Origin of the sequence: Rhodococcus sp. Leaf247, from assembly GCF_001426185.1 — a bacterium.
Taxonomy (GTDB): domain Bacteria; phylum Actinomycetota; class Actinomycetes; order Mycobacteriales; family Mycobacteriaceae; genus Rhodococcoides.
In genome coordinates this window covers 841,894-854,420 of the sequence record NZ_LMRP01000002.1, presented here as the reverse complement: position 1 = coordinate 854,420, position 12,527 = coordinate 841,894, and the positions used below count along the sequence as shown (strand labels likewise).

Genomic DNA, 12,527 nt, shown 5'->3' with positions numbered 1-12,527 from the left:
GAGACCCGACTCGAGGGAAACCCTCGGGAACATTCACAGAACCGGTCACTGCTTCCGACGCGCCCGAGCACGCTCCGCGTGCCTCCGCGCGACGACGACGACAGTCTTCGGTCGCCCCGCACCGCCGCACACCGGGCCGCCTAGCCGTGCGGAATCTCTGGCGTTCGCGGTTGATCGGCAGGATCGCGCCCCGGCTCGTCGGCGTGCCGTGGACCGGTGCCGAGCTCGGCGAAGTACTCGGACCCTTCGACCGATGGTTCGACGTCGAAACTCTGATCACCCGGTTGTCCGACGCTGTCCGCGATGCACCCGACAGTGTCGAGGCAGCGGTCGAGCTGCTCGAAGGCGTCGGCTATCCCGGGTTGCCGTTCATCCCCACGCCGCCGCCGCGCATCCGCCCCTACCGCTTCGGTGTCCCCGAGATCTCGACGCCCGCGGACCTCGCAACGTCACTCGGTGTGACCGTCCCCGAACTCGACTGGTTCGCCGACCTCGGCGGATGGCTCCGACGCGCTGCGCCGCCGCTGCGGCATTACCGAGCGGTCGAGGTCCCGAAAAAGGCGGGCGGGAAGGCCGGAGGCCGGTCGGATCTCGGGAATATTCGAATTCTCGAGGTGCCGAAGCCGCGGATGCGCGAGATGCAGCGCCGCGTGTTGCATCGCATCGTCGACCACGTCGACCCGCACCCCGCCGCGCACGGATTCCGTACCGGTCGCAGCGCCGTGACGTTCGCCCGACCCCACGAGCAGCAGGACGTAGTGGTCCGCGTGGACCTCGCCGACTTCTTCGCGACGGTCACCGCCCCGCGCGTGCGGGCGGTCTTCGAAGCCTGCGGGTATCCCTCGAAGGTGGCGGCCCTGTTGGCCGGAATCTGCACGACCGCGATGCCGGTGGACGAGGCGTCGAGGCTGACCACCCGCCGCGCCGCGGTGATGCGGACGCCGCACCTCCCGCAGGGCGCCCCGACGTCGCCGGCGCTGGCCAACCTGGTGGCCCGGCGGCTCGACCGTCGAGTTGCGGGTCTCGCTCGTGCTCGCGGCCTCACCTACACGCGGTATGCGGACGATCTCGCGCTGTCGGGGCCGTCGTCGACCGATGTGGGCACACTCCTGTGGGCGCTCGAACACATTGCGCTCGACGAAGGCTTCGAGGTCAACGCCGCCAAGACACACGTCCGCCGGTCGCATACCCGGCAGACGCTGGCCGGTCTGGTGGTCAATCGGTCCGCCGCGGTCCCACGTGATCGGTACGACGACCTCAGGGCGTTGCTGCACAACGCTGCCCGGACCGGCGCCGCCGCCCAGAATCGCGACGAGCTGCCCGACTTCCGGGCGCATGTGTACGGGCTCATCGCGTGGGTCGGTGAGAGTAGCCCTATTCGTCGGGTGCGGTTGCTGGATATGGCGGCGAGCGTCGATTGGGACGCGTGAGCTGCACTTCTGCGAGGGTGTAACGCTTCCGGGGCGGCGGCGATACTCAGGATGGCTCCGCACTGCTGCCTGACCCCCGACCCGGCAGCAGTGCGGAGCCGTTTCCGTGCTCGGTAGGCTCGAACACGAGACTGGGCCCCCAGAAGAGCCGACATGACAGGAGCCGGGTGACCGAGAACGAACCGGAGCGCGGCGCGCACCGACCCGATTCCGATCCGTCCCGACTGTCCGGAGTTCGCCTTGCAGCCCTGATCGCCGGGGGAGTGCTGGCCGTGGGCGTCGTTCTGTACGCCGCGGACGAGATCACCTCGATCGGGGAACTTCCTCGCGGCGTCACCGTTGCCGGTATCGACGTCGGTGGGCGCAGCGCCGCCGACGGCGAGGCCACTCTGCGCTCGGTACTCGGTGATCGGTCGTCGCAACCCGTCGAGGTGCGTGTCGACGACACGTCGGCCTCCGTGGTTCCGTCCGATGCCGGACTGGAGATCGACTGGGCTGCCACGGTGGCGCGCGCGGGCGATCAGCCACTCTCGCCCATCACCAGGATCGCGTCGTTCTTCGGATCGCGAGAGATCGGTGTGGTGTCGACGGTCGACGAGGCAGCGCTGACCGCGGCGGTGTCCGGACTCGCGCCGCAGTTCGACCGGGTGACCGTCGAGGGCGACATCGTCATCGACGGCGGAGTGCCGCGGGGGATCGAGCCGGTCCAGGGCAGGACGCTCGATGCCGACGGTGCCTCCGCGGTACTCGTCGACCGATGGGCAGAGGGCGGCCCGCTCGATCTGCCCGTCGTCGAGTCCGGGGAGCGTGCGACGGTCGCCGCGGACGCCATCGACACGGCGCTGACGGACATCGCCGAACCGGCGGTGTCGGAGCCCGTGCTGGTGACCGGCACGAACGGTGCAGTCGCGACTCTGGCACCCGACCGCGTCGGCGAGGTGCTGACGTTCGCGCCCGACGGCGACGGTGGTCTCGAGCCGGCCTACGACGTCGAGGCCGCGACACGACTGCTTGCCCCGCAGGTGGCGCAGACCGAGGTTCGTCCGGTGGATGCCCGCTTCGACTTCTCCTCGGGCTCTCCCACGGTGGTGCCCTCGGTCGAGGGAACGGCGATCGACTGGCCGTCGACCCTGACAGATCTGCCCGCCCTGCTCGCCGGATCGGGTGACGCACGGTCCACCGCCGCGAAGTACGGACCGTTGCCTGCAGCGCTGACCACGGACGCGGCGAACGCGCTCGGTATCCGAGAGGTGATCAGCGAGTACACGACCGGTGGATTCGAATACGCATCCGGCGTCAATATCGGCCTGACCGCACGACTCGTGAACGGCGCCGTCGTGAAGCCGGGCGACAGCTTCTCGCTGAACGGGTACACCGGTCCGCGCGGAACGGCACAGGGCTTCGTGGAGTCGGGAATCATCGACAACGGTCGGCCGGATCGCGCGGTCGGCGGCGGCATCAGCCAGTTCGCGACGACCCTCTACAACGCCGGGTATTTCGGCGGCATGGACGACGTCGACCACACCGAGCACAGCTACTACATCAGCCGCTATCCCGAGGCGCGGGAGGCGACGGTCTTCGAAGGGGCCATCGACCTGGTCTTCCGCAACCCGGCGGACACCGGCGTGGTCATCGAGTCCTTTGCCGACGGGTCGTCGGTCACGGTCCGACTGTGGGGAACGAAGACCGTCGACGTCGAGTCGATCACGGGGGATCGCACGCGGCCGACGACTCCGGACACGGTCCGGTTGCCGCGCGGTGAGCAGTGTGTCGCGTCGAGTGGTGCCCCGGGGTTCACCACGAGTGACACCCGGGTGATCTCGGACGCTGCGACGGGTTCGGAGATCTCGCGGAAGACGCGCACGGTGAAGTACGACCCGGTGCCCATCGTCCGGTGCGAGTAGCGCGGGAGCCGTTCCGCTCGGCGTGATTCGAATCGTGGCGCTGTGAGCTTGCCCAGTTCGGACGGCCGGGTGGTAGCGGAGGGGTGTTCGCGGCCCTACCGTTGAGTTCATGACTCCGACCACCTCCTCCGATCTCGACCAGGCGACGCTGCGTCAGGCCTACGGCACGTTCCCCAGCGGGGTCGTCGCGATCGCCGCACGGATCGACGATGTCCCGGTCGGGCTGGCGGCCAGCAGTTTCGTGTCCGTGTCTCTCGACCCGCCGCTGGTCGCGGTCTGCATCCAGAACACGTCGACCACGTGGCCCAAGTTCACGGGTGCGGCGCATATCGGGATCAGCGTCCTCGGTGAGGCGCACGACGTCGCGGCCCGAAGTCTGGCCGCGAAGACGGGTGACCGGTTCGCCGGTCTGACCATCGAGACGACGCCCGAGGGGGCCATCTTCATCGACGGTGCATCCGCGTGGCTCGACACGACGATCGAGCAGGAGATCCCGGCGGGCGACCACGCCATCGTGCTGCTGCGTATCAATGCTCTCGAGGTGCATTCGGGCGTCGATCCCATCGTCTTCCAGGGAAGCAAGTTCCGGAAGTTGGTCGTCGAACACCACTGATGCCGCCGTGGACTTTCGGTTAATCATCGTTTACTGTTCTGGTTAACGAGAGTTAACTGATGGACAGGCGGCGACATGACGGTGGCGAACGGCGTTCGATCCGAACGTGCACAGAGGCGCGAGGACCATCGCGCGCTGGTCGAGCAGCTCGCCGCGGCGATGGCGTCGGCCGCCCGTGGGGGTAGTGAGGCCTCGCGGCAGCGTCATGTCGCTCGCGGCAAACTGCTCCCGCGTGACCGCGTCGACACGCTTCTCGACGACGGGAGTCCCTTCCTCGAGATCGCCCCGCTGGCCGCCAACGGCATGTACGACGACGCGTGCCCGGGTGCCGGGGTCATCGCCGGGATCGGCAGGGTGTCCGGGCGCGAGGTGATGATCGTGGCCAACGACGCCACGGTCAAGGGCGGCACCTACTACCCGATGACGGTGAAGAAGCACCTCCGTGCGCAGGAGATCGCCCTCCAGAACCGCCTTCCCTGCGTGTATCTGGTCGACTCCGGCGGCGCGTTCCTGCCGATGCAGGACGACGTGTTCCCCGACCGTGAACACTTCGGCCGCATCTTCTTCAACCAGGCGACGATGAGCGCCAAGGGAATCGCGCAGATCGCCGCGGTCATGGGGTCCTGCACCGCCGGCGGCGCCTACGTGCCCGCGATGAGCGACGAGGCGATCATCGTCCGCAACCAGGGCACGATCTTCCTCGGCGGCCCGCCGCTGGTGAAGGCCGCGACGGGCGAGGTGGTCACGGCCGAGGATCTCGGCGGCGGCGACGTGCACTCCAAGATCTCCGGTGTCACCGATCATCTCGCGACGGACGACCGCGACGCGTTGCGCCGGGTCCGCGCCATCGTCGCCACGCTCGGTCCTCGCACGCCGGCTCCGTGGGAGGTCCGCACTCCCCGGCCGGCTGCCGACCAGACCGAGCTGTACGACGTCGTTCCCACCGACCCCCGCACGCCGTACGACGTGCACGAGGTGATCACCCGTCTCGTGGACGGTGCGCAGTTCCAGGAGTTCAAGGCCGAGTACGGCACCACGCTGGTGACCGGGTTCGCCCACATCAACGGACACCCGGTCGGCATCGTCGCCAACAACGGTGTGCTGTTCGGCGAATCCGCCGTCAAGGGAGCACATTTCATCGAGTTGTGCGACAAGCGGTCGGTGCCGTTGCTGTTCCTGCAGAACATCACCGGCTTCATGGTCGGCCGCGAGTACGAGGCCGGGGGCATCGCCAAGCACGGCGCGAAAATGGTCACCGCGGTGGCCTGTGCCAGGGTGCCGAAGCTGACTGTCGTGATCGGCGGCTCCTACGGCGCGGGCAACTACTCGATGTGCGGACGCGCGTACTCGCCCCGGTTCCTGTGGATGTGGCCGAACGCCCGCATCTCGGTCATGGGTGGCGAGCAGGCGGCGTCGGTGCTCGCGACTGTGCGCAGCGATCAGCGGTCCGCATCGGGCGAACCGTGGTCGGACGAGGACCAGGAGAACTTCAAGGAGCCCATCCGTCGCCAATACGAGGAGCAGGGAAACCCGTACCACTCGACGGCTCGGCTGTGGGACGACGGCATCATCGACCCCGCCGACACCAGAACCGTTCTTTCGCTGGCCTTGTCGGCGTGTGCCAACGCACCGCTCGAGCCGGTGTCCTACGGCGTCTTCAGGATGTGAGCACTGCCATGACAACGATCGACACCGTCCTCGTCGCCAATCGCGGCGAGATCGCCGTCCGGGTCTTCCGGACGTTGCGCACCATGGGAATCCGCTCCGTCGCGGTGTACAGCGACGCGGATGCCGACGCTCTGCACGTGCGGGCTGCGGACACCGCGGTACGACTGGGGCCGGCTCCCGCCAGGGAGAGCTACCTCGACATCGACAAGGTCATCGAGGCGGCACTGGCGTCGGGCGCCGACGCCATCCATCCCGGATACGGGTTCCTTTCGGAGAATGCAGCGTTCGCAGCTGCGTGCGAGAAGAACGGCATCACCTTCATCGGGCCGCCCACGCGTGCGATCGAGACGATGGGCGATAAGATCACCGCGAAGAAGGCGGTGTCCGCCTTCGACGTGCCGGTGGTCCCCGGTATCGCGGAGCCCGGACTGTCCGACGACGCCCTGGTCGCCGCAGCCGGCAACATCGGCTATCCCGTGTTGATCAAGCCGTCCGCGGGCGGTGGCGGCAAGGGAATGCACCTCGTCGAGCGCGACGAGGACCTGCGCCCCGCCCTGATCCGAGCGCGCCGGGAAGCGGCGTCCTCGTTCGGTGACGACACCCTGTTCCTCGAACGGTTCGTGCTGCGCCCGCGCCACATCGAGGTCCAGGTGATGGCCGACGCCCATGGCTCCGTGATCCATCTCGGCGAGCGGGAGTGCTCGCTGCAACGGCGGCACCAGAAAGTGATCGAGGAGGCGCCGTCTCCGCTTCTCGACGAGGCCACGCGTGACCGCATCGGCGCAGCCGCGTGCGCGACGGCACGGAGCGTCGACTACGTGGGTGCGGGGACCGTGGAGTTCATCGTCTCCGCGGACGCCCCGGACGACTTCTTCTTCATGGAGATGAACACCCGCCTGCAGGTGGAACATCCTGTCACCGAGATGGTCACGGGGGTCGACCTCGTCGAACTGCAGATCAGGATGGCGGCGGGCGAGCACCTGGCGCTACGCCAGCAGGACGTCACGCTGACCGGGCATGCGATCGAGGCCCGCGTGTACGCGGAGGATCCGGGCAACGGATTCCTTCCTACAGGCGGCCGCGTGATCGGACTCCACGAACCGGTGGGCGACGGAGTGCGCGTCGACTCGTCGCTGTCGGTGGGAACCGTCGTCGGCAGCGACTACGACCCCATGTTGTCCAAGGTCATCTCCTACGGGCGCGATCGTGCGGAGGCACTGCGCATTCTGCGGCGGGCCCTGGGCGAGACGGCCATCATGGGCTTCGGCACCAACGTCGACTTCCTGTCCTACCTGCTGTCGAACCCCGATGTCGTTGCCGGAGAGCTCGATACCGAACTTCTCGACCGTGTCGCGCCCGACTACGCGGCACCGACGGCGCCGGACGAGGTGGCCGCTGCCGCAGCGGTGTACCGATGGTGCGCGGACTGGCCGGACAGTGCGGCCGATCCGTGGTCCGACCGCGGCGGGTGGCGACTGGGTGGTCGACGAGCACCCACGACGATCGTGGTCGAGGACGCGGGCCGTCGGCGGACGGTGACCATCGTCGGTACTCCCACCGACGCGACCGTGGCGGTCGACGGCGGCGACGAGAGACCACTCACGGCGCACGTCGACGGCGACCGGTTGACGATCGCTCTGGGCGGTCGGCGCGAGTCGTATTCCGTGGCAACCGAACACGGGTCGCTCTGGTTGGCCGGTGCGCGCGGCGTCTGGCACATGACGCCGGCGGCGGAGGTGGATCTGGTCGACGGCGCCGAGTCGGAGCTCGACGAGTCGGTCCGCAGTCCGATGCCCGGAACGGTGATCGCCGTCGAGGTCGCGGACGGTGACCATGTCACCGCCGGGTCGGTGGTGGTCGTCGTCGAGGCGATGAAGATGGAACATGCGTTGACCGCACCGACCGACGGTGTGGTGGAACTCCTGGTCGCTCGCGGCGATCAGGTCACGGTGAACCACGTGCTCGCACGTGTGACGACGAGCGGCGAGGAAGGTCGATCATGACATCAGCACTGGCGGGCGTTCTGCCCGACGAGTACGCACAGCTCGCGGCATCGGTCCGGGATTTCGCTCGGACGGTCGTCGCACCTGTTGCGGCGCAGCACGACAAGGACCACACCTTCCCGTACGAGGTGGTCCGCGGCATGGCGGACATGGGCCTGTTCGGTCTGCCGTTCCCCGAGGAGTACGGCGGCATGGGCGGCGACTACTTCGCCCTGTGCGTCGCGCTCGAGGAACTGGGCAAGGTCGACCAGAGCGTCGCGATCACCCTCGAGGCGGGCGTGTCCCTGGGCGCCATGCCGGTCTACCGCTTCGGAACCGACGCGCAGAAGGAGCAGTGGCTCCCGCAGCTCACCTCCGGCCGAGCGCTGGGCGCCTTCGGGCTGACCGAGCCCGGTGCCGGCAGTGACGCGGGCGGTACGAAGACCACCGCCGTCCGGGACGGCGACCACTGGGTCATCAACGGGTCCAAGCAGTTCATCACCAACTCCGGCACCGACATCACCTCGCTGGTGACCGTCACGGCGGTGACCGGCACGGATTCTGCCGGTCGCAAGCAGATCTCGTCCATCCTGGTGCCCACGTCGACACCCGGGTTCGAGGCGGGCCCCGCGTACGACAAGGTCGGATGGAACGCCTCGGACACGCACCCTCTCTCGTTCACCGATGTCCGGGTGCCGCTGGAGAACCTGCTCGGCGACGAAGGGCGCGGCTACGCCGGGTTCCTGCAGATTCTCGACGAGGGGCGTATCGCGATCGCGGCGCTCGCGACCGGCGTCGCGCAGGGTTGCGTCGACGAGAGCGTGAAGTACGCCAAGGAGCGCGAAGCCTTCGGCACCGCGATCGGGCGCAACCAGGCCATCGCGTTCAAGATCGCCCGGATGGAGGCGCGCGCGTACGCGGCCAGGACGGCGTACTACGACGCGGCAGCACTCATGTTGGCGGGCAAGCCTTTCAAGAAGCAGGCAGCCATCGCCAAGCTCGTGTCCTCGGAGGCGGCGATGGACAACGCGCGCGACGCGACGCAGGTGCACGGCGGGTACGGCTTCATGAACGAGTACACCGTCGCCCGTCACTACCGCGACAGCAAGATCCTCGAGATCGGCGAGGGCACCACGGAGGTGCAGTTGATGCTGATCGCACGGCAGCTGGGCCTGTGAGTGACCGCGTGGTGCAGCGCGGCCTGTGGTTCGAGGAGATGACGGTGGGCACCGTCTACGAACACCGGCCCGGGCGCACCGTCACCGAAGCGGACAACGTCCTGTTCACGACGCTCACCATGAACACGCAGGCACTGCATCTCGACGCGGCGTACAGCGCGGACACGACGTTCGGTGACCGACTGGTCAATTCCATGTGGACGCTGTCCACGCTGGTCGGCCTGTCGGTGGCGCAACTGACGCAGGGGACTATCGTGGCCAACCTCGGTTTCTCCGACATCAGCTTCCCGGCGCCGATGTTCCACGGCGACACCCTTTATGCCGAGACACTCATCGCGGACAAGCGGGAATCGGCGTCGCGGCCCGGTGAAGGCGTCGTCACGTTCGAGCACACGGGCCGCAATCAGCGCGGCGATATCGTCGCTCGGGCGGTGCGCAAGACGCTCGTGCAGTTGGATCCCGCGCGATGACGATCGATGCCGGGCCCGTCTGGATGTTCTGTCCCGCGGACAGGCCGGAGCGCTACGGGAAAGCCGCCGCCGCGGCCGACGTCGTGATCATCGACCTCGAGGATGCAATCGCCGCGTCGGACAAGGACGCCGCGCGTCAGGCGATGCTCGACACCCCGCTCGATCCGGAGAGGACTGTCGTCCGGATCAATCCGCGGTCGACGCCCTACTTCGATGCGGATCTGGCTGCGGTGCTCACGACGCAGTACCGGCACGTGATGGTGCCCAAATGTGAATCGACGGAGGATGTCCGGGCCGTGGCGCCGCTGTCGGTCGTCGCCCTGTTGGAGACTCCGCTCGGAGTGTTGCGGGCGGCGGAGATCTGCGCGACCGACGGATGCGTCGCGATGATGTGGGGCGCGGAAGACCTCGTCGCGGCTCTCGGGGGCGCGTCGTCACGCCGGAGCGACGGCCGCTATCGCGACGTCGCCGTGCACGCCCGATCGACAGCCCTGCTGGCGGCGTCGGCATTCGGGCGCCTGGCCCTGGATTCGGTGTATCTCGACATTCCGGATCTCGACGGTCTGCGTGCGGAATCGGAGGACGCCGTCGCTGTCGGGTTCGGCGCGAAGGTGGCCCTGCACCCGTCGCAGGCAGCCGTCATCCGCGAGTGCTACACCCCGTCCGCCGACCAGGTCGACTGGGCGAGACGAGTCGTCGCTGCGGCCTCGACCGAACGTGGTGTCTTCACGGTCGACGGCAGGATGGTCGACGCGCCGGTGATCCGGCACGCCGACCGCATTCTGCGCGGCGTCCGCTGACTGTGGTCAGCGCGCCGGCGTCGCCGTCGTTCCGGTGACGACGCGGGGCAGGGCGACCCCCAGCCCGATCATGCCGACACCGAGCACCAGGTGAAGCCAGTTGTCCGCGTTGTTGACGGGAACGAAGTTGGCACTGCTGTCACGGTCGATCACGAGTCCGTAGACGAACAGCACGAGGTAGATGACACCGCCTCCGATGAGGAAAGTCCGTGCCGTGGACGGAGTCCGCGACAGAGCGATGCCGGCGACACCGAACAGCAGGTGCACGATGTTGTGCAGGATCGACACCTCGAAGATTCCGAGGAGATGCGCGCCGGAGTGGTGCCCGGCGAACGTCAACATGTCGTAGTCCGACGTGATCCCCGGAATGAACCCGAGAATGCCGACGGCCAGGAACACGACGCCGACGAGCAGCGCACCCCACTGGATCGGTGACCGACGCACCACTGTGCGGCCGGCCCGGTTGGTGTTCGCCATGGTCTTGCCTCCCTGTTCTCACACGTTGAGCGGATCCCACCGTGCGCGTCGGGATAGCCCTCGGAGAACGTGCTGAACGCCCGAGACGCGAAACGGCCCGGCTGGTCGAAACCAGCCGGGCCGTAGGAACGTTCGGATCAGAACGCTGCTTCGTCGAGCTCCATGACGTCGTTGTCCAGATCGGACAGGATCTGACGGGTGGAGGTCAGGCGGGGCAGGATGTTCTTGGCGAAGAACGACGCTGCGCCGATCTTGCCCTCGTAGAACGCCTTGTCCTTGTCGCTCGCACCGTTGTCGAGTGCGGCGATGGCGATCTCGGACTGGCGCAGCAGCAACCAGCCGATCATCAGGTCGCCGACGCTCATGAGCAGGCGCACGGATCCGAGGCCGACCTTGTACAGCTCGGTCGGCTGCTCCTGCGCACCCATGAGGTGCTGCGTCAGCGTCGCGACCATGCCCTGGACGTCTTCGAGTGCGGTGTTCAGCAGTGCACGCTCGGACTTGAGGCGACCGTTGCCTGCTTCGCTGTCGATCCACGTCTTGATCTGTCCGGCGACGTGGGCCAGGGCGACGCCGCGGTCGCGAGCGATCTTGCGGAAGAAGAAGTCCTGGGCCTGGATGGCCGTGGTGCCCTCGTACAGCGAGTCGATCTTGGCGTCGCGGATGTACTGCTCGATGGGGTAGTCCTGCAGGAAGCCGGAACCACCGAGTGTCTGCAGGCTCTGCGCGAGCTGCTCGTACGCGACCTCGGAGCCGACACCCTTGACGATGGGGAGCAGCAGGTCGTTGACGCGGAACGCGGTGTCCTTGTCGGCACCCGAAACGTGCAGTGCAGCAACCTCGTCCTGGTGTGCGGCGGTGTAGAGGAACACCGCGCGCAGGCCCTCGGCGTATGCCTTCTGCGTCATCAGCGAGCGACGCACGTCGGGGTGGTGCGTGATGGCGACGCGAGGGGCGGCCTTGTCGGTCATCTGCGTCAGGTCCGCACCCTGGATGCGCTGCTTGGCGTAGTCGAGAGCGGTGAGGTAGCCGGTGGAGAGTGTCGAGATCGCCTTGGTGCCGACCATCATGCGAGCGTGCTCGATGACATCGAACATCTGCGCGATGCCGTTGTGGACGTCGCCGACGAGCCAGCCCTTGGCCGGGACGCCGTGTCCGCCGAGGGTGAGCTCACACGTGGCCGAGACCTTGAGGCCCATCTTGTGCTCGACGTTGGTGACGAAGGCGCCGTTGCGCTCGCCCAGTTCGCCGGTCTCGCTGTCGAAGTGGAACTTGGGGACGAAGAAGAGCGAGAGGCCCTTGGTTCCGGGCTTGCCACCCTCGGGACGCGCGAGAACGAGGTGGAAGATGTTCTCGAAGAGATCATCGGAGTCCGCCGAGGTGATGAAGCGCTTGACGCCCTCGATGTGCCACGTGCCGTCGGCCTGCTCGATGGCCTTGGTGCGGCCGGCGCCCACGTCGGAACCCGCGTCGGGCTCGGTGAGGACCATGGTGGCTCCCCAGTTGCGCTCGGCTGCCAGAGCGGCCCACTTCTTCTGCTGCTCGTTGCCGTTGTCGAAGAGGATCTGCGCGAAGCCGGGGCCCGCGGAGTACATGAAGGCGGCGGGGTTCGAGCCCAGCAGGATCTCGGCCACGGCCCAGAAGACCTGGCGGGGAACGGGCAGTCCGCCGAGCTCCTCGTCCAGTCCGAGATGGTCCCAGCCGGCATCCTGCAGCGCGCGGTAGGACTTCTTGAAGGACTCGGGGAGCGTGACCGAGTGGGTCTCGGGGTCGAACGTGGGCGGATTGCGGTCGGCGTCGGCGAACGACTCGGCCAGCGGGCCCTCGGCGAGACGACGGACCTCTCCGAGCATGTCCCGGACGGTCTCGACGTCGAGGTCGCCGAACTGGCCGGACGCGAGCGTCTTGTCCAGGGCGAAGAGTTCGAAGAGGTTGAACTCGAGGTCTCGAAGATTGCTCTTGTAATGGCCCATGGTGAATGCTCTCCGTCTCAGTGGTGCGGTCC

10 protein-coding genes are annotated in these 12,527 nt (G+C 67.7%); 8 read left to right on the top strand and 2 right to left on the bottom strand.

The window, feature by feature from the left end:
• Positions 1–170 precede the first annotated feature (170 nt).
• The 8 genes from ASG64_RS13405 to ASG64_RS13370 all read left to right on the top strand — a co-directional run bounded on the left by ASG64_RS13405 (position 171) and on the right by ASG64_RS13370 (position 10,045).
• Positions 171–1,430 carry a reverse transcriptase family protein gene (locus ASG64_RS13405; protein WP_235579589.1) on the top strand — a complete coding sequence of 420 codons (1,260 nt, stop codon included), beginning with the start codon at positions 171–173 and terminating at the stop codon, positions 1,428–1,430.
• 167 nt (positions 1,431–1,597) lie between these two features.
• Positions 1,598–3,334, top strand: a complete 1,737-nt coding sequence (locus ASG64_RS13400) for a VanW family protein (RefSeq protein WP_056074022.1) — start codon at positions 1,598–1,600, stop codon at positions 3,332–3,334.
• A gap of 109 nt (positions 3,335–3,443) precedes the next feature.
• Entirely contained in the window at positions 3,444–3,947 is a 504-nt protein-coding gene (locus ASG64_RS13395) for a flavin reductase family protein (RefSeq protein ID WP_042576158.1), read from the top strand.
• Between the two features lie 75 nt (positions 3,948–4,022).
• Positions 4,023–5,615 carry a carboxyl transferase domain-containing protein gene (locus tag ASG64_RS13390; RefSeq protein WP_056074021.1) on the top strand — a complete coding sequence of 531 codons (1,593 nt, stop codon included), beginning with the start codon at positions 4,023–4,025 and terminating at the stop codon, positions 5,613–5,615.
• 8 nt (positions 5,616–5,623) lie between these two features.
• Positions 5,624–7,618, top strand: coding sequence for an acetyl/propionyl/methylcrotonyl-CoA carboxylase subunit alpha (locus ASG64_RS13385; RefSeq protein WP_056074370.1), 1,995 nt, complete (start codon positions 5,624–5,626; stop codon positions 7,616–7,618).
• Complete coding sequence (locus ASG64_RS13380; RefSeq protein ID WP_042576156.1) at positions 7,615–8,775, top strand: acyl-CoA dehydrogenase family protein; 1,161 nt, start codon at positions 7,615–7,617, stop codon at positions 8,773–8,775. The genes ASG64_RS13385 and ASG64_RS13380 overlap by 4 nt, the downstream gene beginning before the upstream one ends.
• Positions 8,772–9,245: a MaoC family dehydratase gene (locus ASG64_RS13375; RefSeq protein ID WP_327212900.1), complete on the top strand. Its 474-nt coding sequence runs from the start codon at positions 8,772–8,774 to the stop codon at positions 9,243–9,245. The genes ASG64_RS13380 and ASG64_RS13375 overlap by 4 nt, the downstream gene beginning before the upstream one ends.
• On the top strand, positions 9,242–10,045 hold the full coding sequence (locus tag ASG64_RS13370) for an HpcH/HpaI aldolase/citrate lyase family protein (RefSeq protein ID WP_056074020.1): 804 nt from the start codon (positions 9,242–9,244) through the stop codon (positions 10,043–10,045). Before ASG64_RS13375 ends, ASG64_RS13370 begins: the two co-directional genes overlap by 4 nt.
• A gap of 6 nt (positions 10,046–10,051) precedes the next feature.
• Here the strand turns inward: ASG64_RS13370 and ASG64_RS13365 are convergent, their stop codons facing one another.
• Together ASG64_RS13365 and ASG64_RS13360 are read right to left on the bottom strand one after the other, a co-directional pair.
• Positions 10,052–10,522: a DUF4383 domain-containing protein gene (locus tag ASG64_RS13365; RefSeq protein ID WP_200933471.1), complete on the bottom strand. Its 471-nt coding sequence runs from the start codon at positions 10,520–10,522 to the stop codon at positions 10,052–10,054.
• A gap of 137 nt (positions 10,523–10,659) precedes the next feature.
• A complete protein-coding gene (locus tag ASG64_RS13360) occupies positions 10,660–12,495 on the bottom strand; it encodes an acyl-CoA dehydrogenase (RefSeq protein ID WP_056074019.1) in 1,836 nt (611 codons plus the stop codon).
• Positions 12,496–12,527: the final 32 nt, after the last annotated feature.

Coding starts and splice junctions, on each gene's coding strand:
- ASG64_RS13395 (WP_042576158.1), top strand. CDS start 3,444: ATGACTCCGACCACCTCCTCCGATCTCGACCAGGCGACGCTGCGTCAG.
- ASG64_RS13390 (WP_056074021.1), top strand. CDS start 4,023: ATGACGGTGGCGAACGGCGTTCGATCCGAACGTGCACAGAGGCGCGAG.
- ASG64_RS13385 (WP_056074370.1), top strand. CDS start 5,624: ATGACAACGATCGACACCGTCCTCGTCGCCAATCGCGGCGAGATCGCC.
- ASG64_RS13380 (WP_042576156.1), top strand. CDS start 7,615: ATGACATCAGCACTGGCGGGCGTTCTGCCCGACGAGTACGCACAGCTC.
- ASG64_RS13370 (WP_056074020.1), top strand. CDS start 9,242: ATGACGATCGATGCCGGGCCCGTCTGGATGTTCTGTCCCGCGGACAGG.
- ASG64_RS13365 (WP_200933471.1), bottom strand. CDS start 10,522: ATGGCGAACACCAACCGGGCCGGCCGCACAGTGGTGCGTCGGTCACCG.
- ASG64_RS13360 (WP_056074019.1), bottom strand. CDS start 12,495: ATGGGCCATTACAAGAGCAATCTTCGAGACCTCGAGTTCAACCTCTTC.